The 23,609-nt window shown below is 48.4% G+C and carries 23 protein-coding genes; 4 read left to right on the top strand and 19 right to left on the bottom strand.

Features of this window, described 5'->3' with window-relative positions:
* Positions 1–27 precede the first annotated feature (27 nt).
* The 4 genes from EDM52_RS17410 to pstB (EDM52_RS17395) all read right to left on the bottom strand — a co-directional run bounded on the left by EDM52_RS17410 (position 28) and on the right by pstB (EDM52_RS17395) (position 3,596).
* Positions 28–1,602, bottom strand: a complete 1,575-nt coding sequence (locus EDM52_RS17410; RefSeq protein WP_122910272.1) for a GMC family oxidoreductase — start codon at positions 1,600–1,602, stop codon at positions 28–30.
* 52 nt (positions 1,603–1,654) lie between these two features.
* Complete coding sequence (locus tag EDM52_RS17405; RefSeq protein WP_122910222.1) at positions 1,655–2,254, bottom strand: gluconate 2-dehydrogenase subunit 3 family protein; 600 nt, start codon at positions 2,252–2,254, stop codon at positions 1,655–1,657.
* A 6-nt stretch (positions 2,255–2,260) separates the two neighbouring features.
* Positions 2,261–2,653, bottom strand: coding sequence for a hypothetical protein (locus EDM52_RS17400; protein ID WP_122910221.1), 393 nt, complete (start codon positions 2,651–2,653; stop codon positions 2,261–2,263).
* A 190-nt stretch (positions 2,654–2,843) separates the two neighbouring features.
* Complete coding sequence (gene pstB, locus EDM52_RS17395; RefSeq protein WP_122910220.1) at positions 2,844–3,596, bottom strand: phosphate ABC transporter ATP-binding protein PstB; 753 nt, start codon at positions 3,594–3,596, stop codon at positions 2,844–2,846.
* Positions 3,597–3,795: 199 nt separating this feature from the next.
* Here pstB (EDM52_RS17395) and EDM52_RS17390 point away from each other — a divergent pair, with 199 nt between their 5' ends.
* Positions 3,796–5,835 (top strand): methyl-accepting chemotaxis protein, encoded by a 2,040-nt coding sequence (locus EDM52_RS17390; protein ID WP_245997047.1) that lies wholly within the window; start codon positions 3,796–3,798, stop codon positions 5,833–5,835.
* 20 nt (positions 5,836–5,855) lie between these two features.
* Here the strand turns inward: EDM52_RS17390 and EDM52_RS17385 are convergent, their stop codons facing one another.
* Together EDM52_RS17385 and EDM52_RS17380 are read right to left on the bottom strand one after the other, a co-directional pair.
* On the bottom strand, positions 5,856–6,566 hold the full coding sequence (locus tag EDM52_RS17385) for a B3/B4 domain-containing protein (RefSeq protein WP_122910218.1): 711 nt from the start codon (positions 6,564–6,566) through the stop codon (positions 5,856–5,858).
* 28 nt (positions 6,567–6,594) lie between these two features.
* Positions 6,595–7,233: a LysE family translocator gene (locus tag EDM52_RS17380; protein ID WP_122910217.1), complete on the bottom strand. Its 639-nt coding sequence runs from the start codon at positions 7,231–7,233 to the stop codon at positions 6,595–6,597.
* A 114-nt stretch (positions 7,234–7,347) separates the two neighbouring features.
* Here EDM52_RS17380 and pdxR point away from each other — a divergent pair, with 114 nt between their 5' ends.
* Entirely contained in the window at positions 7,348–8,745 is a 1,398-nt protein-coding gene (gene pdxR / locus EDM52_RS17375) for a MocR-like pyridoxine biosynthesis transcription factor PdxR (RefSeq protein ID WP_122910216.1), read from the top strand.
* Between the two features lie 87 nt (positions 8,746–8,832).
* Here the strand turns inward: pdxR and pstB (EDM52_RS17370) are convergent, their stop codons facing one another.
* From pstB (EDM52_RS17370) to EDM52_RS17355, 4 genes are all read right to left on the bottom strand, one after another.
* Entirely contained in the window at positions 8,833–9,606 is a 774-nt protein-coding gene (gene pstB, locus EDM52_RS17370) for a phosphate ABC transporter ATP-binding protein PstB (protein WP_122910215.1), read from the bottom strand.
* Between the two features lie 15 nt (positions 9,607–9,621).
* A complete protein-coding gene (pstA, locus tag EDM52_RS17365; protein ID WP_122910214.1) occupies positions 9,622–10,512 on the bottom strand; it encodes a phosphate ABC transporter permease PstA in 891 nt (296 codons plus the stop codon).
* Entirely contained in the window at positions 10,509–11,450 is a 942-nt protein-coding gene (gene pstC, locus EDM52_RS17360) for a phosphate ABC transporter permease subunit PstC (RefSeq protein ID WP_122910213.1), read from the bottom strand. Before pstC ends, pstA begins: the two co-directional genes overlap by 4 nt.
* Positions 11,451–11,654: 204 nt before the next feature.
* Positions 11,655–12,593 (bottom strand): phosphate ABC transporter substrate-binding protein, encoded by a 939-nt coding sequence (locus tag EDM52_RS17355; protein WP_122910212.1) that lies wholly within the window; start codon positions 12,591–12,593, stop codon positions 11,655–11,657.
* 186 nt (positions 12,594–12,779) lie between these two features.
* Here EDM52_RS17355 and EDM52_RS17350 point away from each other — a divergent pair, with 186 nt between their 5' ends.
* The gene (locus EDM52_RS17350; protein ID WP_122910211.1) at positions 12,780–12,974 is read left to right on the top strand and encodes a DUF378 domain-containing protein; all 195 of its coding nucleotides are present in this window, start codon (positions 12,780–12,782) and stop codon (positions 12,972–12,974) included.
* Between the two features lie 43 nt (positions 12,975–13,017).
* Here the strand turns inward: EDM52_RS17350 and EDM52_RS17345 are convergent, their stop codons facing one another.
* The 7 genes from EDM52_RS17345 to EDM52_RS17315 form a co-directional block, all read right to left on the bottom strand.
* On the bottom strand, positions 13,018–13,575 hold the full coding sequence (locus tag EDM52_RS17345; RefSeq protein ID WP_122910210.1) for a GerMN domain-containing protein: 558 nt from the start codon (positions 13,573–13,575) through the stop codon (positions 13,018–13,020).
* Between the two features lie 27 nt (positions 13,576–13,602).
* A complete protein-coding gene (locus EDM52_RS17340; RefSeq protein ID WP_122910209.1) occupies positions 13,603–15,276 on the bottom strand; it encodes an N-acetylmuramoyl-L-alanine amidase in 1,674 nt (557 codons plus the stop codon).
* 230 nt (positions 15,277–15,506) lie between these two features.
* The gene (locus EDM52_RS17335) at positions 15,507–15,902 is read right to left on the bottom strand and encodes a hypothetical protein (protein ID WP_245997044.1); all 396 of its coding nucleotides are present in this window, start codon (positions 15,900–15,902) and stop codon (positions 15,507–15,509) included.
* 104 nt (positions 15,903–16,006) lie between these two features.
* The gene (locus EDM52_RS17330) at positions 16,007–16,264 is read right to left on the bottom strand and encodes a hypothetical protein (RefSeq protein ID WP_122910207.1); all 258 of its coding nucleotides are present in this window, start codon (positions 16,262–16,264) and stop codon (positions 16,007–16,009) included.
* A gap of 130 nt (positions 16,265–16,394) precedes the next feature.
* On the bottom strand, positions 16,395–18,029 hold the full coding sequence (locus tag EDM52_RS17325) for a peptide ABC transporter substrate-binding protein (RefSeq protein ID WP_122910206.1): 1,635 nt from the start codon (positions 18,027–18,029) through the stop codon (positions 16,395–16,397).
* A gap of 254 nt (positions 18,030–18,283) precedes the next feature.
* Positions 18,284–19,936, bottom strand: coding sequence for a peptide ABC transporter substrate-binding protein (locus tag EDM52_RS17320; RefSeq protein ID WP_122910205.1), 1,653 nt, complete (start codon positions 19,934–19,936; stop codon positions 18,284–18,286).
* A gap of 198 nt (positions 19,937–20,134) precedes the next feature.
* Entirely contained in the window at positions 20,135–21,133 is a 999-nt protein-coding gene (locus tag EDM52_RS17315) for an LCP family protein (RefSeq protein WP_122910204.1), read from the bottom strand.
* Positions 21,134–21,372: 239 nt separating this feature from the next.
* Between EDM52_RS17315 and EDM52_RS17310 the strand changes: the two genes are divergently transcribed.
* The gene (locus EDM52_RS17310; protein ID WP_122910203.1) at positions 21,373–22,602 is read left to right on the top strand and encodes an MFS transporter; all 1,230 of its coding nucleotides are present in this window, start codon (positions 21,373–21,375) and stop codon (positions 22,600–22,602) included.
* A gap of 57 nt (positions 22,603–22,659) precedes the next feature.
* Here the strand turns inward: EDM52_RS17310 and EDM52_RS17305 are convergent, their stop codons facing one another.
* Together EDM52_RS17305 and EDM52_RS17300 are read right to left on the bottom strand one after the other, a co-directional pair.
* Positions 22,660–23,040, bottom strand: coding sequence for an SDR family oxidoreductase (locus EDM52_RS17305; RefSeq protein ID WP_415783064.1), 381 nt, complete (start codon positions 23,038–23,040; stop codon positions 22,660–22,662).
* Between the two features lie 133 nt (positions 23,041–23,173).
* Positions 23,174–23,605, bottom strand: coding sequence for a BrxA/BrxB family bacilliredoxin (locus EDM52_RS17300; protein WP_122910202.1), 432 nt, complete (start codon positions 23,603–23,605; stop codon positions 23,174–23,176).
* Between the last annotated feature and the right edge of the window lie 4 nt (positions 23,606–23,609).

Below are 23,609 nucleotides of genomic sequence, written 5' to 3'. Positions count from 1 at the left end.
AATCCCTTTTTGGAGAAAGTGAACAAGCTATACTTCACGAAGTTGCATGGCTTCGATCAGCTTGTCGGCCGTCCGCGCAGCTAACGCCATCACTGTGTTTGTCGGATTGGCCCCCCCGGAAGTGACGAAGGTGGACGCTCCTGCAATAAAAAGATTGGGAATATCGTGTGTCTGTCCGTACTCATTGACAACAGACGTCTGCGGGTCCCTCCCCATTCGACATCCCCCCATCAGATGAGCGGTATCCGAAACCACATGCTCAGGCGTTCCCCCCATTGCCCCGATCAGCCGATTCATTTCACCAATCGCGTGCTTGTAGAGCTTCCTATCATTTTCCTGATAGCTGAAGCTCACCTTCGGAATCGGCATCCCGTACTCGTCCTTCAAGCCGCTCAGTGTAACGGCATTTTCCGGGTGTGGAAGTACTTCTCCAACCAATGTGATGCGGGCGTACATATTGTAATCCAGCATGGCTTCACGCAGCTGTTGCCCCCACAAAAACGTGCCGTCCTCCCGCTCTGCCGCGATGGCCCCCGCCATGGATACAGGTCTTGACCCGTGCGCACTCAAGGTGTATCCCCTAGCAAATCCCCGATCCCGGTCCGTTTCATAATAATGCTGAGTCAATGCAAGCACAGGAGTTCCCTTGTACAAGCGCACCTCTTCCGGAAGACGTCCGTACACGTCGTGACTGGAGTGTGGCATGATGGCCTTGCCTACCCATCCGCTGGAATTGGCCAATCCGTCCGGAAAGTGAGGCGTTGCGGAATGGAGAAGCAAGCGGGGAGTTTCGACGACAAATCCTGCGAGGATCACTACCCGCGCCTTTTGTCGGTAAGTCAGTCCATGATGCGAAAATACAACACCGCTCACCCGGCTTCCATCCATCAAAATCTCCGTCACCATGCAGTCAGACAACACTTCCGCCCCTGCCTGAATGGCTTTGGGGATGTGATGAATCAACCCGCTGTACTTGGCATTTGGCATGCATCCCTGATTGCAAAAGCCGCGATTGATGCAGGGCGGACGCCCGTCGAACGGGCCAGATAATATCGCCAGAGGTGCAACGACACTTTCCATCCCCAGCTTTTCACAAGCTTCGCGGAAGAGCTGTGCATTGGCGCTGATCGGCTCCCGTACCGGGTAAGGATACGGCCCCTGAAACGCTCCCCAGGGAAAATGATCTGGACCGGAGACAGCGATTTCCCGCTCGATTTTGTCATAATAAGGAGCCAGATCCTGATAGCGAATCGGCCAATCCTCACCGACCCCATCTATGGTTCTGGTCATAAAATCGCTCTCGTGCAGGCGCAAAAAAACACCCGTGAAATGCACCGTGCCGCCACCAACACCGCGACCTGAGTTGTTATGTCCAAGGCGAAGCGGATCTTGACCATCAACCAGGCGCGTCTCCTGCCAGCCCAACCTGCGCATGGCGAGCTCGTCGCTTGCAAAATCAAGCTGCGGATTCCAATATGGACCTGCTTCAATGACGACGACCTTGAGCCCGGCTTGTGCCAGCTCATGCGCCAAAACACCCCCAGCCGCACCTGCTCCGACAATACAGACGTCGGCCCCATCCTGATACTTTCGCTGACTCATTTGATTCGAATGATGTCCATCGTAGTGAACACTGTGATGCGTCAATTCGCTGTCATTTGTCATCCGCTTTCGCCTCCCAGGGATCTGTCAGCCCTTTTTCTACACGCACATACCCGCGCGGATAAGCTGGACCACCATACCCGATATCCGACCAGACCAGCGGGTGAGAATAGTAGGCATCTACGGCGTCACGCAGGAAACGTTTGAAAAAATCAACTGGTGAAAGCTGTGACCACTCCTCCTTGGCCTGGGTCCTCCCTGCCGCTATTTCCTGCAGAATAGCTTGCTGCTCTTCTTTCTTCAGCGCTACGTACCCCGTTCCGTATCTGGCTTGACTCTCCGCTTCGATACCGGCAAGACCCCAGCGATACAATTGCTTTTTCGGAGGCACCCCTACCTTTCGCTGTGCCTCTCCGATGGGACTCGCCAATGCTTCGTCGAGATGCTGCGTGACGAATGTCAGTACCTCCAGACGATGATCGTTCACCAGCTCACTCGCCGCGGTCTGTACCAGCAGTCCTTCTGAATGGCTAAAAAACTGATAGGCAACCTGAGGTGAGCGCCTGGAGCCTACGACCTGCTTCGTGTGATCGTCCCAATGCGTATGCTCTGCCCACACGTCATAAGCAGGATAGCGACTATTTTTGCTCATATCCGATCACCCCCAGAACAGGGCGATGAGCCCCAATGCGGAGAGCGCCGTCATAAACAAAGGCAAGATGACAGGTGGTCCGACAAGAAAGTTCTGGCTTTGTCCGTAACCGCCTACTCGTTGTCCCACTCCCACTGTATGCAAATAGGCTCCGTATACCCCTCCAGCTACCCCCATCAGCATCCACAGGGCAAATACCCAGCGCAGCCAGCCTGCGTTGTAGAAGGACAAGACAATGGCGGTAACAGCAAACAAAGGAAGCTCAATAACAGGCAGCCACATGGCCCAGTGTCGAAAATTTTGCCGCGAATGAAAAAGGGTGACCTGTACCGCTAACAGCGCAAACGCAATCCCTGCAAACAAGATCAGCACGCGTTCAATCGGCCATCCATGCCACATGGAAACATCCTCCTTTTATGGTGCGATGCGCCTATTTTCTCCGCGTGCTGAGTGTCCTATTCTGTTTTTTGTACGGATAGAGGGAATTTCTCCTCTTCTTTGCATCGATCTTTTCCTACACGCAAAAAAAGAGCCATTCCTCAGTCAGCTCGAGACCTCTGGAATAACTCTGCTTCATGCCAGTATGCGATTAGCCAAAACGTCCCGTAATGTAATCCTCGGTTCGTTTGTCAGATGGATTCTGAAAGATTGTCGGTGTTTGATCGACCTCGACCAGCACACCATTGAGGAAAAACGCGGTTTTGTCAGAAATGCGCGCAGCCTGCTGCATATTGTGCGTCACAATGACAATCGTATATGTCGATTTCAATTCTTCCAACAGTTCTTCGATTTTTGCCGTAGAAATCGGGTCGAGTGCGGAAGTCGGCTCGTCCATCAGGAGAATCTGCGGCTGAACGGCCAGTGCGCGTGCAATGCAAAGACGTTGCTGCTGTCCCCCGGAAAGTCCTGTCGCCGGTTTTTTCAGAACATCCTTCACCTCGTCCCAGAGAGCTGCTGCCTTCAGGCTGGACTCCACGATTTCATCAAGCTTGCTGCGATCACTCATTCCGTGCAGCTTGGGACCGTAGGTAATATTGTCGTAAATGCTTTTCGGAAAAGGATTAGGGTGCTGAAACACCATTCCGATATTTTTTCGCAGTCTTTCCACATCGACCTGGGAACTGTAGATATCCTCGTCAAATACTTTTACCGATCCGGTAATTTTTGTATGGGCAATGGAATCGTTCATTCGATTCAACGTACGTAAAAAAGTCGATTTCCCACAACCTGATGGTCCGATCAGCGCTGTGATGGCATGGGAGTCGACATCCAGGTTGATGTCATAGAGGGCCTGCTGCTTACCGTAGAAGAGATTAAGCTCTCGCACCGAAATGACACTCATACGGTTCTCGCTCCTTCGTTGTCGCTTAGAATTTGCTCTCGCTCTTCCACTATAGCGGCGAAATATGGTGTTTCCGTATGGAGAATATTAAGTTTTGATAAAGTTTTTCCGAAAGTTTAAGATCAGGTAAATGTTGGCGTCCATCTATCGACCTTTCTCTTACTGACTCCTACAATAAAGGCTGAAGACAGGTATTGTCATGAATAAGGGAGAGCTGATGATGCCCCAAACAAAGAAATCATCCATTCATTATCGTTCTATTTTTACCAGGCTGTTCTTCGGGATCTTGGCTATGGTGGTCGGCATGATGGTGACCGCAGGCTTCTTCATCGGCAATCAATCCGATGCCATGCTCCACGAGAAATCCAGACAGCAACTCTCTCAAGCAGCTCACTCCACGCTAGCAGAAGCCAGCAATCGCGTTCATTCGATCGTTGTAACACTGCAATCCTTTGCTTCCACCTACAAAAACAGCAAAGTGTCAAACAGTCAGGTATTTGGCATTTTTACAGATCTTGCGGCTCAGCATCCCACCATTTCGGAGCTGCAGCTGGCTACCGCAGACGGGAAATACGTGACATTTCCCAGCTCGCCCATTGATGCCTATGATCCGCGGGAATCGGAGTGGTATTCACAAGCATTGGCGTTGTCTCAGCAGCCTGCCTATGTTTCGGATGTCTTTCAATTCTCCGAGACTGAGTTTCCCAAGATCGCCGTGTCAGTGCCCCTCTTCACAGAGGACGGTGACACCGCCGGGGTTGTCGTCGCTTTTGTCTCGGTTCCCAAGCTGAGCGAATTCATCGGAACCATCAAGATTGGGCAGACCGGCTACGCCATGATTGTCGACCAAAAGGGGACACTAGTCGCCCATCCGGATAAAAACTATGCGCTGCAACGCCCTTCTCTGGATCAGCTACCAGTCGTCCAGGAAGTGATGGCAGAAAAATCGGGCATCGATCTGCTCACTCTGGATCAGGCGGATTACCTCGCCGCGTATCAGTACGAGCCATGGCTCCGTTGGGGAATCATCGTCACCCAGGGGGTGTCCGAGGTCGAACGAGAGGTAGAGCTATTGCAGCTCACGATTCTCACTGTCTCTTTGATTGGACTCGCTGCACTTGCCGTGCTGCTCTTTGGCTTCGTCCGCAAAATCGTCAATCCGATCAAAGAAGTGCAGCAAAAAATGACCGCCTTCAGCAACGGCAATCTTTCCTTATCCATGCAGGTACAAACCAATGACGAGCTGCGCCAATTGGCTGACAGCTTCAATCGGATGACCGGACAGATTGGTTCGATCATTAGCAAGATTCAGCACGTCATCTCGGATGTCAAACAGGTGGCCAAGCATGTAGAAGCGGGTTCTCGCCGCTCCCACGATGTGCAAAGCGAAGTCGTACACGTCACCGAGCAGTTGTCCCACGAGATGGACGAACAGCAAACGCAAATTACAGAGATTCACACGCATGTAAACGGAATCACCCAGGAGATGAATCGGATCACCAGTCTGATGCAGACCGCAGTGGGTCAAAATCTGGAGTCGCGGCAGCAAACCTCCAGCGCATCAGACTCCATCCAGCAATTGCAGGTTGAAATGGTGAAAATATCAGAGGATATGCGCACGTCACTCCTTGCTGTATCTGCCATGAAGGAAAGCATGCTGGATATTAGCGATATATCCGGCATGATTCTGGACATTTCCAAACGAACCAAGCTCTTGTCCCTCAATGCACGTATAGAGGCATCACGAGCCGGACAAGCGGGGCTGGGATTTGGCGTAGTTGCGGACGAAATCGGACTGCTCAGTGCACAAACCGAAACGGCTACTTCCCGCATCCAGCAGGTGATTGCGGAAGGCGAAAAGCGCATGGAGCATGTCTCCCACTGCATGCAGACGACGGATACAGCCACGCTGGAGGCCATCCAAACCCTGCAGCAGGCTACCGAAACCTTCACGAATACCGTGCAAATCAGCGATACGCTCACGGGTCAATTCCAGGCTATCGATCAGCTCTCTACCCACATTCACCAGCATAGCCAATTGATTCTGGAACGTGTCGATGCGCTATCCGCATCTGCTTTGGAAGTCATCGGCGGCATGCAGCAAGCCGTAGCCTCCAATCAGGAAAGCCTGTCGTACTCCCAGCAATTTCTCCACGATTCCGGCAAGCTCACTTTTATTGTAGAAGATCTGGAACAAGAGATTCGCTTCTTCCAGACGACAAAAACGCCCTCTGCATAAGAGGGCTTTTATGTTCGATATCAACCAAAGATCTTCACTTCCCGATGATGGATATCTAACACTTCAATTTTCACAGTACCACCAAGATGATGCGACACTAAATCAGACAATTCTTTCAAGGCCATATGAAACTCATCGCTTCTTGTTTCATCGATTAATTCCATACAGAGAAATGCATTTTTCGTATTTTCTGTTAGCATTGTCCTCTGGGCTTCACGCCAGTTCCAGCATCTGCATATTGCGCCTTCATCATCCTTATAAACAATTTCCCCTGCATATGGAGGAGCATTTTCTTCACTTCCCAATGGAATAAACGGTTCGCTTCCATTTGCCAGCGTAAGCCGGATATCGCCTGCAAACGTGTCGATATCCTCCCCACCACACGGAAGAGCGTAGCGCAATGAGATGGAATTGTAAATGTCGACAAGCGGGTTTATTGTTCCGATCTGATTGCCATTTTTCACTCTTTTTAATAAAGCTTCAATGGAACACCTTGCCCCTTTCTTTGTCTTGAACTTCTGAAAAGCTTCTCGCCAAACGGATATCACTGGATTGCTGCTGAAATCCTCCATACTTAAAAATGCATGGGCTTCTTTCTCTGCCTCCTGCAGCAGCTTCTCGTAAATTTCAACGTCCCTGATCGAATTATCAATCCCCCGGCAAATGACAGTGCCTATTTTGGCATGAGGGAATAACGACCAAAAATCATCTTCAATGATAAATCTAGTCATACCATATCTCTCCATTTCATCCTCACATTTATGTTTTGGAGGGGCTCGCAAAGGCGGAGAATACCCCTAACACAATATAAAAATAACCAGTAATCCGACTCTGCAGCTTTGAGCTCGCTTTCCTACCCAGAATCCACTTTCTCATACTTGCTGCAAGAATGGCATACAGACCATCACTAATAAAAGCCAGCATAATAAAAATCGACCCTAAAAGCAAAAATTGTACGGCGACTGATCCAGCAGTAGGTGTAATGAATTGCGGAAAGAAGGCTAAAAAAAAGAGTGCTGTCTTCGGATTCATGACTTCTATGAGCGCTGATTGGTAAAAAATCTTACCACATTTTTCACGTGTGACTTTTGGATTTTCTGACTTCGTTCTATCAGATGCAGAAAATAAAGTCTTACACCCCAGATAGATCAGATAGGCAGCACCCAAGTATTTGACGAGATGAAAGGCTGTAGCTGATGTCATCAGGATCGCAGAAACTCCAATTGCTCCAGCTAATACGTGAACAGCACCACCAAGAGATACACCAAGAACGGATACCAGGCCTGCTTTCTTTCCTTGTTCAATACTTCTTGCCATAATATAGAACACAGCTGGTCCAGGTATGATTAATAATGTTGCAGCAGCTATTACAAATAGCCAAATTGTTGAAAACTCCATAGCATGCACCAAACCTCCTCAACAGCAGATATCCTTTACACGGTATGATATATTTCAAACTGACATTAAAAAAGGTACAATACTGAAAAAATGCACATGTCAGGGAGATAAAACATGATAACCACCATTTTTGCATTTACGAATAGCTCCCCCAAATACAAACAAATCTACGAGCATTTCAAATCATTCATTGAACATGGCGACATAAAAGCAGATGAGCCATTGCCCTCCATTCGTCATCTTGCACAATCTCTTCAAGTAAGTCGCAATACAACATTAATGGCCTATGAGCAGTTGGTTGCTGAAGGCTATATTCGCGGGGAAGGACGAAAAGGTTATTTTGTTAATGAAATAGAGCCCCTTTCCTTTCAAGAGGCTCGCGGCTCTTCTCATCACAAGCAAACAGAGCCGGTACCACCTGTTCGCATCGATTTCCGCGCAGACGTTGTCGATCAAGCGCATTTCCCTTTAAAAGCGTGGAGGAGGATCTCGAATCAGGTATTAACGGAAAAGGACAGCTTTCGATACGGGGAACCTTTTGGCGAATGGTGCCTACGCGAACAAATCGCAGCATATCTACTCCAGTCTCGTGGGGTGAGAACAGATCCACATGCAATCTTCATCGGAAGCAGTACCCAACAAATGCTCGTCTATCTCGGTCATGTCCTGAAACATGATTTTTCTAGCTTGATTGTGGAGGATCCTGGTTATGATGGCGCTAGGGAAGCTTTTCAACTAAATCGTTTTACGCTTGAAACGGTACCTGTTTATGAGACAGGTGCCGATTTTTCACACTTAGAACAGATGAAATCGCGATTAATTTATGTGGCGCCGTCCCATCACAGTCCATACGGGGTGAGCATGCCCATCCAACAAAGGCATGCACTGATCCATTGGGCAAACAAGATGAAAGGATATATTATCGAAGACGATTATGACAGTGAATTTCGCTATACCCAACAACCTTTTCCCGCTCTCGCTTCCATAGATTCGTCGAGAGTGATTTATCTCGGCAATTTCTCAAAGTGCTTTCTTCCAGGAATCCGTTTAAGTTATATGGTATTGCCACAGCCACTAATAAACGCTTATAGAAATCAATTCACCCATTTTGAGAGCACCACTTCACTATTGAGCCAATTCGCCATGTCGAAATTCATGGAGGAAGGGGAATGGAATCGCCATATAAAACGCATGCGGCTTGTGTATAAACGAAAAATGCAGCACCTCGTTTTTGAATTAAGGAATCATTTCAACCAACATTTATCGATTATCGGCGAGCAATCGGGTTTGTACGTGTTAGTCAAAGTACACCTGGAGCGTTCAGAAGAATGGCTCATTCAGCAAGCTTCCATTCAGGGGGTTAAAGTCTACCCTACTTCACCCTTCTTCTTGCATAACAAAACCGAAGAACCCATGATCAAACTTGGTTTCAGCAATTTATCACTTGATGATATCCAGCTTGGTGTAAAGCTCTTGAAAAAGGCTTGGTTAAACGAGTCCGTCGTCTTTTAGCACTTTATCGCACTTACACTTTCCGAACGTACCAAAAAGGCTGTCGATCCATTTGTCGACAGCCTTTCCGATTCAGCTACTCAAAAATCAGCCAAAACGCCCACTGATATACGCTTCGGTTTTCTCGTGGTCAGGAGAGGTAAACATTTTCGAGGTATCATTGTATTCCACCAGCTCCCCCAACAGGAAAAAGGCGGTTTTTTCAGAGACACGCGCTGCCTGGTGCAGGTTATGCGTGACGATCACAATCGTGTACTCATCCTTTAACGTCATCACCAGCTCTTCGATTTTCATCGTAGAGATCGGGTCGAGTGCCGAAGCTGGTTCGTCGAGCAGCAGGACAGTCGGCTGCATGGCGATTGCCCTGGCGATGCAAAGCCGCTGCTGCTGACCACCAGATAGGGAGAGCGCGGACTCACGCAGCCGATCCTTGACTTCATCCCACAGCGCAGCCTTGCGCAAGCTCTCTTCCACCACTTCATCGAGCTTTCGTTTATCGGTCAAACCGTGAAAACGCGGAGCAAAAGCAATGTTTTCATAAATCGACTTGAAAAATGGATTGGCACGCTGAAAAACCATTCCTACTACTTGACGCAACCCCTCAATATTCACGTTCGGACTGTTGATATCTGTTCCATCGACCGTGATGGACCCTGTCACACGGCAGGAAGGAACCAGGTCATTCATACGATTCATGCTGCGCAGCAGCGTAGACTTTCCACAGCCGGAGGGTCCGATGAAAGCAGTGACCGAATTGCGTTTAATATCCATATTGATATTGGACACCGCACGTTTTTCTCCATAATAGACGGAGACATCGCGCGTCCGAATGATTGTCTCTTCCAAGGTACTTACCGTCATGACTCCCACCCTTTCCTAGTTTGATCCTGAAGTCATCTTTTTGTAGATCCACGTACCAAACCAGCGTGCCGAAAGATTGAAAATCAGCACGGCGATAATCAGAACAGCAGCAGCGCCATCGGCTACGTCGCGTGCATCCGGCGCCAAGCCTTCGCTGTTTACCTTCCAGATATGCACCGCCAGCGTTTCCGCAGGACGGAATGGATTTAACGGAGATGTAGGACTGTTCAGGGCAAAATTCGTAAAGTCCAGGTTAGGTGAAGACATTCCAGCTGTAAACAAGAGTGCGGCCGCTTCCCCGAATACACGTCCGGCGGCAAGAATCGTTCCGGTGAGAATCCCCGGTAGAGCTGCCGGCAGGATGACGGATACAATCGTGCGCCATTTGGTAATCCCCAGAGCCAAGCTGGCTTCTTTTTGGCTGCGCGGTACATTGCGGATGGCATCCTCTGTTACGCGCACCAGCAAAGGCAAGTTAAATACAGTCAAAGCCAATGCACCGGAAAACAGGGTGTAGCCCCATCCAGTCATATTCACGAACACCAAGAGTCCAAACAAACCCACGACAATGGAAGGCAGTGAGGACAACACTTCTATACTCATCCGGATAAACTGCGTAAACTTGTTATCCGGTGCATATTCAGCCATATAAATTCCTGCTCCAAGGCCAAGCGGTACCGCGATCAGCATCGTCAGAACAAGCAGATACAAAGAGTTGAACAGCTGCGGTCCAACCCCGCCGCCTGCGTTGACGATATCGGGTGGTGAGGTGAGAAAATCCAGATTCAGCTTATGCCAGCCTTGAGTCAGGATAAACCCGAGCAAGCCTACCAGCGTACCGATGATCAGAACAGCAATCAGGGTCAAGATGACTGTCGCTGCGCGATCCATGATTTTCGCTCTCATTTGTTCACCAGCCCTTTTCTACCGATAATCCGCAAGATCATGATGAAGACGAACGACATCAACAAGAGCAGCAGCGCCATCGACCACAGCGCATTATTGTAAGGGGTTCCCTGAATCGTATTCCCCATGTTCAGGGTAATACCGCTTGTCAATGTACTGATCGGATCAAGCAGACTGCCCGGTAGCTTGGTTGTGTTCCCGATGACCATCTGGACAGCAAGGGCTTCGCCAAAGGCACGGGCCATTCCCAATACAATAGCGGTGAGGCATCCTGGCAATGAAGAGTGAAGGACGACGTTCCAGATCGTCTGCCAGCGGGTCGCTCCGAGCGCGAGCGAAGCATTGCGCAAATCCTGCGGCACCGCAGCAATCGAATCGGCTGCCACGCTGGTGATGGTAGGCAGGATCATCAAAGCAAGAACAAGTCCCCCTGCCAGCAAGCTAAAGCCCAGCACATCAAATTGCTCACGGATAAACGGAACGAGCAGGGTTAGTCCCACATAGCCGTATACGACGGATGGAATCCCTACCAAAAGTTCAATAACAGGCTTCAGTACTTTCTTCCCGAAGTTGGGAAACAGCTCAACCATGAAAATAGCCGCACCAATTCCCAGCGGCGCAGCGATCAAAGCTGCCAGGGTCGTCACGAGAAAAGAACCGAGAATGAACGGGAAAACACCGTAGATTGCAGGTTCACCCTCAGGGTCCCATTTGATTTGAGTCAAAAATTCGGTGATGCTGACACCATTTACAAAAAAGGTGGACAATCCTTTTGAAGCAATGAAATACGTAATCGACAAGACCACTACGATCAGCAAAGCCGCACATACCGTTGCGATGACCTTGCCTGTCACATTTTCCGTCCATTGACGTTTGTTATAACTCAGCATTTTGCGCGCAATCCCGGATTGACGCTCAGTGTCAGAACGATGGCTCATGATCTCCTCCTTGAAAAAACGGGCTAAGCAAGCAGCAAAATGAGGGGTAAGCGCCCCCCACCCCTCATTTCGCTTCTACCGCTTGCGTGCTGTTTATTTTGTCAGTGAAAAACGTCCCCTCTCATCGGGGGATCGAAACATCTCGACGTTTTTCATAAAAGTCGATGTCACCGCTTGCGGTCAAATAAAACGGTCGTGACTGTTTTATTTAACGCTTCCGTCTGCACCGCGATCTACTTTCATGTCTGTGATAGGCAAGAAGCCCAGATCAGTAACGGTTTTCTTTTGTACTTCTTCAGTCAGCATGAACTCGAGGAAAGCTTTTGCGCTTCCAGTCGGCTCACCTTTGGTGTACATGTGTTGATACGCCCATACCGGGTATTTGTTCGTAGCGATGTTTTCGCCGTTTGCTTCCACGCCATCGAGTTTCAACGCTTTTACAGAATCATTGATGTAGGACAGCGCCAGGTATCCAATCGCACCAGGTGTTTCAGAGATGATTTTGCGTACAGTACCCGAGGAATCCTCTGTGATGCCTTCTGCTTCTTCTGTTCCATCAAGTGCGAATTTGCTGAAGGTTGCGCGAGTACCAGAGGATTTTGGACGGTTAACCAGTGTTACCTTTTGATCTGGACCGCCAACCTCTTTCCAGTTGGTCACTTTACCGCTGAAGATATCGATCAGTTGTTGTTTTGTCAGGTTATCAATGTTGATTTCTGGATTCACAACTGCAGCCATACCGACAACTGCGATTTTGTGGTCTACCAGCTCAGCAGCAGGAATGTCTTTTTTCTCTTCTGCAAAAATATCAGAGTTACCGATTGTAGCAGCGCCGCTCGCTACTTGGCTCAAGCCGGTACCGCTACCGCCACCTTGAACTTGAATTTGCAGGCCTTGATTCTTTGCCATGAAGTCTTTTGCTGCTTGTTCAATCAATGGTTGCATAGCAGTAGATCCAACCGCTGTGATCGGTTCATTGCTAGTTTGTTCAGTCCCTGCATTACCAGAGTTCGATTCCGGAGCTGGAGTTGCTGTACCAGATTGCTGTTGTGGTTGCGTCGGAGCTGCACTATTACTCCCACAGCCTGCGAGCAATGCGCCCACAACGGTAAGTGCCATAAACATTTTGCTGAGTTTTTTCATTGGATGAAAATCCTCCCCATTAAAGTAGAGTTTTTTTTTGGTCTTTTCACTTACAAAGTTTACAGCGCGAATGTTGTTGTATTGTGTTGTGATTGTTAAGCTTTCTTAAAGATCGTCCTGATTTCGCTTATGAAAAAACCAAAATAGGGGCAACTTACTACTATTCTTGGGCTAGGGTGGTGCAGGATGGATAAATTGTTCTTGATTCTGGTCATCATTGGAGCTATTAACTGGGGATTGATCGGGCTCTTTCAGTTCGACCTGGTCGCCACGCTGTTTGGCGGCAATTATTCGATTGTAAGCCGAATTGTCTATACGATTGTAGGTCTGGCAGGTATTTACTCCATCAAGTTCCTATTCAGCGAACGTGAGCCCGCCTAAAAAAAAGCACTTCCCCGATTACAGCAGGGAAGTGCTTTTTCATTTATTTATTCTCTAGCTGATCACGCGTAAAAGGCTCCGTGATCTCGACGTGCCCCATCAGGGAATCGACAACCTCACCATCCCGAAGAATCGCGATGCTCTCTACCTCTGGAAACTGAAAGAGGGTTTTCGTCAGGGCTTCCAGTGCCATGCCTTCACCGCCGGACCCCAGATTGTAAAGATTTTTACCATCTGAATCAATCGTGATTCTCCCTTTATCAAAGGTGAGCGAGTGATACTTGAAATCTACCCACAGAGGAAAGTGCTTCTCCTTGTCCTTCGGAACTTCCAGGGTCGCGATTGCCTTTTTGTACTTCTCCAGATCATCCGCAAAAGCAATTTCCTGTTTTTCTTCCTGCAAGGACAGCAGATCCCCATCCGAATAAAATACAGATATCGTTTGTTTGGTCAATTCAGGACCGGCCGGCTGCTCTGCAGATGTGTTGGGCTGTGGTGCAGGTGTGGGTGTCGGTGCTGGTGTGGCATTTTGTTGGCCGCAACCCGCGACAAGCACCAGGGCAAAAATGGCCAGTCCGATCAGACGACGTCTGTTCTTCATCGTTATTTCCTCCTTACGGTTCACTGCCTACTGATAAGACTGATAGTATTCACGTATGGCAGCTACAAGCGATTTTGCGATTTTTTCTTGAAACGCTGGCGACGTGAGCTTGCTGTTCTCCGCTGGGTTGGAGAGGAAGCCTGTTTCAGTCAGAACCGCCGGCATTTTCGTATGCTTGATGACATAGAAACCGGAAGACTTTACTCCTCGATCCTGGAAACCGGTAGCTCCCTGCAGATGCTTGTGAACAAGCTGTGCAAACTCCTTGCTGTTCGCATTGTAATAGAAGCTTTCCGTACCACCGCTTTTTGGATTTGAGAAGGAGTTGGCATGAATGGAAAGGAACAGGTCTGCATCCCAATCGTTCGCTATAGCCACGCGCTCAGACAATTCCAGGAATACGTCCGTGCTGCGCGTCGATACCACCTGAAACTCCGGATACTGCTTCAACAGCTCTACAGTCTTATTGGCTACTGCAAGGGTATAATCCTTCTCGTGGTTGCCGGTTACCCCTAGAGCCCCAGGGTCTTTTCCGCCATGCCCTGCATCTACCACGATCAGATAGCCTGTTTTTCTCGGTTGAGGAATCAGCTGTACTTCGATGCCTCGATCGGTGTAAGTCAGGTTGTATTTGCTCTTTTGGTTCAACTCGATGACGACGCGAACCGTGTTGGGCGACGAATGAAACTGGCTAAAGCGCAGGTCGGACACCAGTTCATCCTGTACAGGCTCAACGTCTTTATCTGCTTGGACAGCCTCAGCTGTTTGATCTTCATCCTCAACAGCTTGTCCATCCTCGTCTGTGGATTCATCTGCTTCGTCAGACTCTTTTTCCGCAGTGGAAGCTTCTTTATTGCCGTAGCTGAGTGGCACCAGATCCTCGTCGAGGACAGTCTGTGGCAGATCCAGCACGATGCGATGCGGTCCATTGAGTACGATCGCTTCTGATCCAACAGGCAGTGTCGTTTGAATATGTACAGTCTCACCTTTTTGCTTCACGTCAGTCAAATAGCTGATTCGTTCGATCTCTACTTGGTTCTTCTTTTGACTCCAGGTAAATGTACCGCCTAATTCCGATTCCATCTGATCCAGTGGCAAAGCGAGCAGTCCATCCATGTTGAGGCCTCGCTCTGGTCGCTTCCAGGAATGATTCTTCAGACCAAACTGATCGGCAATTGTCTGTACGGTCATGTACAAGGTATCGTTTACCTGATAAAACTTGACCGCCTCAGGAGCCTTTTGTCCATTCAACGTTGCTTGCGGAGTTTCGTTGGCGATGACCGTCCGGTTGTTATTTTCCCAACCGACCGTAATTCCCAATGATTCTCCGACAAAGCGGAGTGGCAAAAGCATACGCTGCTGGTTGATCACCGGCGGCGTATCCAATTGAACCGGCTTGCCGTTGACCACAGCTTGTCGAGAATTGAGCGTCAGCACAAGCTTCTGACCATTACGCGTGATTTCTGCAGTCTTTTTTTCTGCATTCCAGTCCACTTCAGCACCTAATCCCTCTGCGATCACCCGCACTGGAACAAGCGTGCGTCCCCCTTTGATTACAGGTGGAACATCGGGGGTTACAGCTTGTCCACCAATGATCAGATTGACCGGTTGATCCTGGGCTGTAGTGGCCGCAGCCGCCCAACCAGGGATGAGCAACAGGACCAGCAGCATGAGCAACATGGGGTATAAACTTCTTTTCATCCTGACCTCCTCCGTGATTTCTCCTCTTTACTCGCGTTTCGCACACATGCCACGCTCAACATTCTATTAGACGCTCGTTGAACCATAAAGTTTATAGTCAATTGGTACCAATCTCGACGAAAATCGCATTCTTTTTTATAAGTCTCTCTTCTGCTCTTGAACTTGCCGAAAGAAAAGACTGCCTCCTGAGAACCAAGAAAGGCAGCCACGAATAGTTATGCGTATTTAAACTAGCGAAACAGCCCGCGTCGCTCACGCCGACTTACCTGCGTGACCGGCTTCTGCTTCAAAGCATTTAATCCACCATTAGCGACAAATTGTTGAATCATTGAAAGAACAGCCGGATTGGAGAGAACCTTGATCGAATCAGCCACTTTGGGGTTTTTCAGTTGAGGAATCGCACTGCTCAGATGCGGCAACAGTGGAAGCAGGTCTTCCAGCGAAAGAACCGGCTTCGGTTTTTCCGGCTCAACCTGGACAGGAACGGTGCTTCTGGGACGAAAGAGAATACTGCGTCTCTGCGTGGTGACCGAGGGCTTTGCCTTGAGTCGACCCAGCTGCTCTTTCATATCTTTCAGCTCCTGACGCACCTCGCTCATTTCCCGCATCATCTGTTCGTTGCTCACATGAGTGGAATCAGCAAGTCTATTCATCATCTCCACCAAATGCTCTTGGGGATTAGCCGGCTTTTTCTTTCTTTTTGCCTTGGCAGCGATAATGTCACCTCCCCTTATTTGAAGCGCTTCTTGATGTTATCCAATTCTTTGGAGCTCATGCCCTTTTTGGAGAGTTTATCCAACAGACTTCCCACGTTTTCTGTCTTGTACATGCTTCTGAACTGAGCCACATACCGATTGAGTTCTTGATCAGTAAAGTTTTTTCCAGACTTTTTCCCCAAGTCGCGAATCACTTCTTTCAAACCAGCATCCGTCTTCAGCTTATCCTTCGGAATCGTTCGAATAAAGCTCATCAGCTTGCCCAAATCCACAGCTATCCCCCCTGGTACAGTTTGTTCCTTTCACTCTATGTCAGGAAGCGCGGAATGGATTGGTCATTTGTCCATATGCATAAAAAAAAACGAGAGGCGCGTAGCGCACCCCTCGTCGGTCGAACTAAAATTACTCAGCTTTATCAGCGTATTTGTAGTCAACGTTACCCAAACCGTCTACGATTACGCCTGTAACCTTCTCATTTTGTACCCAAGATTGCGTGTAGAAGTAGATTGGCATGATTGGCATTTCATCCATCAGGATTTGCTCAGCTTCAGCCAAGATTGCAGAACGTTTCGCTGGATCTTGCTCCAGAGCGGATTGGTTCAGCAGTTCTTTGTACTTCGGATTTTCCCAGTTGGTGTCGTTGTTGCCACCTTTTTTATCCTTGTACAGCTCCAAGAAGTTGATTGGATCGTTGAAGTCACCCAACCAGCCCATACGACCGATTTGGTAGTTTCCTTGATGCAGGTCTTCGATGTAAACTTTCCATTCTTTGTTTTCCAGTTTTACATCTACGCCAAGGTTTTTCTTCCATTGGTCTTGGATCGCTTCTGCAATCTTTTTGTGCCCTTCGGATGTGTTGTAGGAGAGTGTAACGGTAGGCATAGAAGTGATTCCCTCTTCCTTCATACCCTCTTCCAGCAATTTTTTCGCTGTTTCCACATCGTTGTCTTTGAAGTAGCCATCTTTGTTCAGCGCCATGGATGGTGGTACCGCACCTGTTGCTGGAAGCTGACCTGCTTGCAGCACGTTGTCGATCAGGCCTTGACGATCAATCGCATAAGCAAATGCTTTACGGATTTTCACGTTGTTGAAAGGCGCTTTTTCTGTATTGAATTTATACCAGTACGTACCTGCCGTTGGTTGAGTCTTCATTTTTCCGGAATCTTTCAGAGCCGGAATAGCATCGGTTGGGAGCGCGCTTGTAGGTGCACCTGCCCAATCCAATTCGCCGTTGTCAAACATGGACAGCTCTGTATTCTCGTCTTCAACCATGGAGAACTCGATCTTGTCCACTTTTACAGCGCTGTTATCCCAATAGTTTTCGTTTTTCTCTACAACCAGCTTGTTTTTGTGCTCCCAAGTGGTCAATTTGAAAGGACCGTTACCTACGTGCGTAGCAGCGTCTGCTGCCCATTTTTCATTGGCTTCTACTACTTTTTTGTTTACTGGGTAGTAGGTGTAGAAAGCAGTCAGTTCAGTAAAGAACGGAGTTGGGTTTTGCAGCGTTACTTCCAAAGTTTTATCGTCGAGCGCTTTTACGCCAACGTCATCCATTGTAGCTTCGCCTTTGTTGAAGGCTTCACCGTTTTTAATGTAATAGAGCTGGTAAGCATAGTTGGAAGCTGTTTTTGGATCCAGAGCGCGTTTCCAAGCGAATTCGAAGTCGCCTGCTGTTACTGGATCACCGTTGCTCCATTTTGCATCACGCAGTTTGAATGTATATTTTGTTCCGTCTTCGGAAACTTCATAGCTTTCCGCAGCAGCTTCATGCACTTTACCGTCTTCACCAGTACGGGTCAGACCTTCAAAGGTTGCACGGATAATAGTACCGGAAGTAGAGTCTTCCGCGATTCCTGGGTCAGCTGTAGGTGGTTCGGAGCGCAGGTTCAGTTTCAGAACTTTAGGACCAGTTGCTGGCGCCTCAGCGTTGCTACCTGAATTATTTTCTGGTGCCGCTTGGTTGCCGCCACCGCATCCTGCAAGTGCTGCACCAAGTACGAGAATCGAACTCATTGCCACGAACACATTCTTTTTCATACAACTAAATCCCCCTTTTCTAAATCCTTTATCAATATACATCCTTTTATATTATTTTTAAACATGTTTTAGAGTGATTTAATAAAATTTTATTTATTCATTAAATATTATTATTTTATTGTAAAAAATTATTTAAAAAACACAATAAATATGCTCTTACTATACTCTCCTATTCTAGAAATAAAAATACAAAAACCGCGATTATTCTCGCGGCCTTTGTTTTTTGTTTACTTATCATCTAATTATTGACGTTCCTACTCTACTTTCTCAGCCCATTTCAGGTCGATAAAGCCGAGTCCATCCACTTGTACGCCTTTCACTTTGTCGCTTTGTACCCAGATGTCCACGTCTGTGAAGAGCGGAATGAGCGGCATCTCGTTCATGAAAATTTCCTCTGCTTCCGCGAACAGCTGGGTCCGTTTTGCAGGATCATTTTCAGTTGCAGACAGCTTCAGCAATTCCTTGTAGCGCTCATTTTCCCAACCGGTGTCGTTGTTACCTGTATTCTGGTCACGGAACATTTCCATGTAGTTGATCGGATCGTTAAAGTCTGCGTTCCAACCGATACGTGCTACTTCATAGTTCAGCTGATGCATGTCATCCAAGTGTACCTTGAATTCTTTGTTCATCAGTTTTACATCAATACCCAGAGCCTTTCTCCATTGGTCCTGAATCGCTTCGGCAATTTTCTTGTGACGGTCAGTTGTATTGTAGGACAAAGTGATCGTTGGAAGCTGAGTTACACCCAGTTCTTTCATCCCTTCAGCCAGCAATTGTTTTGCGGTCTCTACATCGTTGTCTTTGAAATAACCTTCTTTTTTGATGATCATCGACTGTGGCAGCATTCCCATGGTTGGAACCTGACCTACTTGTGTGATGTTGTCCACGATTTCCTGACGATTTACAGCCAGGGACAGCGCCTTGCGGATCTTCACATTAGCCAAAGGACCTTTGGTTGTGTTCATTTTGTACCAGTACATGGTCGCTTTTGGATGTACAACCAGTTTACCTGAGTCCTTCAAAGCCGGTACTGCATCTACAGGCAATCCGCCGAGTGGTTGACCTGCCCAATCCAGTTCGCCGTTATCAAACATGGACAATGCTGTGTTGTCATCCTCGATCATTGCAAAGTCGATCTTCTCCAGCTTCACAGCGTCTTTATCCCAATAATGCTCGTTCTTTTCCAGAATGATCTTGCTTTTGTGCTCCCAAGCAGTCAATTTGAAAGGACCATTGCTTACGTGAGTAGCAGCTTCCATCGCCCAGTTCGGATTGGCTTCTACCACTTTTTTGTTCACTGGGTAGTAGGTATAGAAAGCAGTCAGTTGAAGGAAGAACGGTGTTGGGTTTTCCAACGTTACTTCCAGCGTTTTATCATCCAGGGCTTTTACACCCAGCTGGTCTGCAGAAACTTCACCTTTGTTTACTTTTTCAGCATTCTTGATGTAGTACAGCTGGTATGCGTACTCAGCACCAAAATTCGCGTCCAGGGCACGTTTCCAGGCAAATTCAAAGTCGTGTGCCGTTACCGGATCTCCATTGCTCCACTTGGAATCACGGATCGTGAAGGTGTAAACCAGGTTGTCATCGGACAGCTTCACATCAGAAGCTACGGAGTTCATTGGTTTGGAATCTCCATCCAGGCGAGTCAAACCGTCAAATGTCGCGCGTACCAGCGTACCGGAAGTGGCATCCTTCGCCAGACCCGGGTCAGCAGTAGAAGGCTCGCTCGTCAGATTGGCACGGAATACTTGCTCCACATTGCTTGCAGGAGCAGGGGCCGATGCATCAGGAGACTGAACCGCTCCTGGTTGGGTGGTCGGTGCTTGCCCGCCGCCCGTGCAGCCAGCCAGAATGGTGCCTACCAGCAAGGTAATGCCAGCCAGCATTGAAATATTTTTTCTCATTAAAATTTTCCCCCTTTATCTAAAAAAACCCACTGCCCCCAAAATATACTCGACAAATGCGGATTTGGGAATGGGATTTGAAATGATTTAATTAAGTTTTACGAATATTTATTCAAATGTGAATAAAAATAAAGCAGCTCCTCTTCTGGCTCACCAAAAGCAAAAAAACAACAGCCCGCTTAATGCTGCGTGCTGTTGTCATTTGGTGCTCCATCCTTCGGCAATTCTGTTTCCTTTTTCCTGAACAGGCGGATTGAGGGATTCCTGAATAAACGCCTGCACTTGCTTGACGTCGGGAATAAGAACGGAGCCCGCACGATTGGATTCGCGGAACATTCCCATCGGAGGAACCTGGTAATTACCCGGATTATCCGTATTCAACATGAGTCCAAGGGATGAAAGCTTCAGCATATCCATGGAGCTGATGTTGGTTTGAATATACGGCGTCACTTCTTTCAGGATCGTCGGCAGCTGGATCAATGTCGTTCCCTGCTTCATCTGATCCGCTACGGCAGCCAACAGCTTGCGTTGACGCTCAGTGCGGGTGTAGTCAGAGGTTGCATCGTGACGGAATCGCACGTACTGCAATGCTTTGTCTCCATCCAAGGTCTGCAGACCCTTCTTGAGGTTGATGTCATACATACCTTTGTCAGTCGGATCATGGTAGTACATGTTTTTTTCGACATCCAGCTTCACGCCGCCCATTGCGTCAATCAGCGCCTTGAAGCCTTCGAAATCTGTGATGACATACCGGTTGATGGGTAGGCCCGTAAAATGACTGACCGTTTTCATCGCCAGCTCCGGACCGCCATTCACGACCGCCGCATTAATGCGCGACATGCCGTGTTCAGGAATTTCAACATACGTATCCCTTAAAATGGAAAAAAGGTCAAAGCGCTTGCGTTCAGGGTCTATGCTCACGACCATCATCGAATCCGAACGCGGCAATCCGCTGTTGCGAACCCCTCGGCGATCCACACCCATCAGCAAAATGTTGACACGATCCTTGCCATCCCATTGCGGAATCTCCGCCGCCTTCGTTTCCTGGCCGCCTCCAGAAGGCGCTTCTGTCTCATCTACCAGATTGGGCTGCTGAATCCCTTGTGAGAATTCGTAAAAGGCATATCCGTAATAACCCGTCGTTGCCACTATACAAAGAAATAACAGGACAAATACGCGTTTCCATACTCGTTTCAAGAACGACTCCACCTTTAAGCTCTTTCTATTCTGTAGTTAGCAGTTCTCCGCCAAGCCTTGGGCTGAAGCCGAAGTGGGGCTTGAGTCCACCTCTCCACTTTTCTTAGTATACTCGAATATAATCATCACGGAGCAGCCTTTATTTGGGTGAGCAATAACTATTTACTAAACATTTTTATTTACAAAGTATACAAAAAATTCTATACTTAGAATATATTACCGCAAAGGTGTGACTTCCTATGGTTTCGCCATTTTCTTTGTTGAACCGCTATCCTCGTGAAGCATTGCTTTTCCTCACTGCCAGCTTTATCAATGCCTCTGGCAGTGCATTCATGTGGCCCTTGACCACGTTGTACGTACATACGATTCTGGGCCGTTCGATGACAGAAGCTGGCTTTGTTCTCATGCTTCAGTCCATCGCTGGCATTGTCGGCCAGTTTGTCGGTGGTACGCTTTTTCACCGTCTGGGAGCAAAACGGCTTATTGTCGGGGCTCTCTTTCTGCAAGGCATGTTTCAGTTTACAATACCACTGATTCATAGCTGGCCTGTCTATTTAGCCGTCATGATGTGTCTTGGTTTTACCTACAATCTTTCCGCTCCTGCCATTCAGGCATTTATCGGATTTCGCTGGAAAGAGCAGCGACGTGAAATTTTTAACGTCGTCTATGTGGGCAACAATATGGGTATGGCAATCGGTACTGCGCTTGCCGGATTGATTGCCACGATTTCCTTTCAGCTTACCTTTTTTATCAACAGTATCAGTACGCTTTTGTTCGCCCTGTTCTTCTTCCTGATCATGAAACATATTTCCCATCAGGAGCTGGTCGGCAAAGACGGCGAAAAGGCGGTCAAACGTACTGGTCTGGAGACACTCAAGCTGCTGTTCAATTATCGCGTATACCTGTTCATGGCTCTCGGCGGCGGCTTTATCTTTTTCTCTACTACGGTCTGGAACACGGGTGTAGCCCCTTATCTGACCAGTCAGGGCATGCCACTCTCGGCTTACAGCTGGCTTTGGACGGTCAACGGAATCGTCATTTTCGCAGGTCAGCCTGTCATTGCCTGGTTCAAGCGCCTGCTGCAGCAAAATCTGTCCGCCCAGCTCGTCGCCAGTGCTGTTGCCTACGGCCTTGGCTTTGCATTCATGCTGTTCTTCCACGACAGCTACGCAGCTTTTATTACGGGCATGATCATTACGACGTTTGGCGAAATGTTGATTGCCCCTACTATCCCCACCTTTGTCTCAGAAAAAACGGGGGACATGGCTCCTTTTTATCTGGGAGTGGTGGGATCGATTACCACAGTCGGTCGTCTCTTGGGTCCGCTGGCCTTGGGCTATAGCTACGATCAGGGTGGCGTGCAGTCCAGTCTTCTGATTTCTACCATCGTTGCCTTTAGCGCCGTGCTTCTCTGTCTGCTTCACGCCTTTTTGCAACGGGATCGGCAGAATCAGGTCCGATCCTTATAGGAATTCATCGAAAACAAAAAGTCGCCCTCCCCTTTGGGAATGAGCGACTTTTCCTATTCAGACGGCCCGGGGACAGGTAAGTGACTTGCCATTTTCCTTTGGACCGATCTTGAGAAGATACGGTACGGCTACGCGGCTCCACGCTTCGGGGGAAGGCGCTGTCTCCACCTCTCCCGGGGAACACTGCTGAAGCATCGCAGTGTCGATACTCCCTCCCGGATCGAGTGCCACCACGGCCATCCCTTTAGGCAGCTCCTGAGCCAGTGACCGGGACAGACCTTCTACGGCAAACTTGGATGCACAATACGGAGCAACCATCCCCTCTCCATGACGTCCCCAATAAGAGCTGATGTTAATGATCACCCCTTCTGCCCGCTCCACCATCGCCCGACCCAAACCGCGTGTAACTTCTGTAATAATCACCAGTTTTTGCTTCAAGCGCAAGTTCCCTCCCTCTTATACTTTTTAAACAAATATGTTTATTATAATAATAGAAGGGACTCATGCACAACCTATATGTGGGAAATAATAAAGACGCCCTTGCAGAGCGCCTTTTTAGCTTGCCTATGCCTTATTCACTGTACTTGTCGTAAGCACTGGTCAACAGGTTGGAGATCGTTTGCAGATCGTTGTTTTCGATCTGATGACGTTCGATCATCGTCATGATTTTGCCGTCCTTCATGATCGCAAAGGATGGGGAAGACGGAGCATAGCCTTCGAAGTACTCGCGGGCTTTTGCAGTCGCTTCCTTATCTTGTCCGGCAAACACAGTGTAAATGTTATCCGGTTTTTTCGCATGGTTCAAGGAATGAACAACAGCTGGACGTGCAAGTCCTGCTGCACAGCCGCAAACGGAGTTGACAACAACCAGCGTCAATCCTTTCGCATTTGGCAGGGTTTGCTCCACTTCTTCAGCAGTGCGAAGCTCTTGAAAACCATTGCGAGTCAACTCGTCACGCATGGGCTGGATCACTTGGCTCATATATGCTTCATAAGACATCATCGGG

It is taken from the genome of Brevibacillus invocatus, assembly GCF_003710915.1.
GTDB lineage: Bacteria > Bacillota > Bacilli > Brevibacillales > Brevibacillaceae > Brevibacillus > Brevibacillus invocatus.
This window is presented reverse-complemented; position numbering and strand designations above follow the sequence as displayed.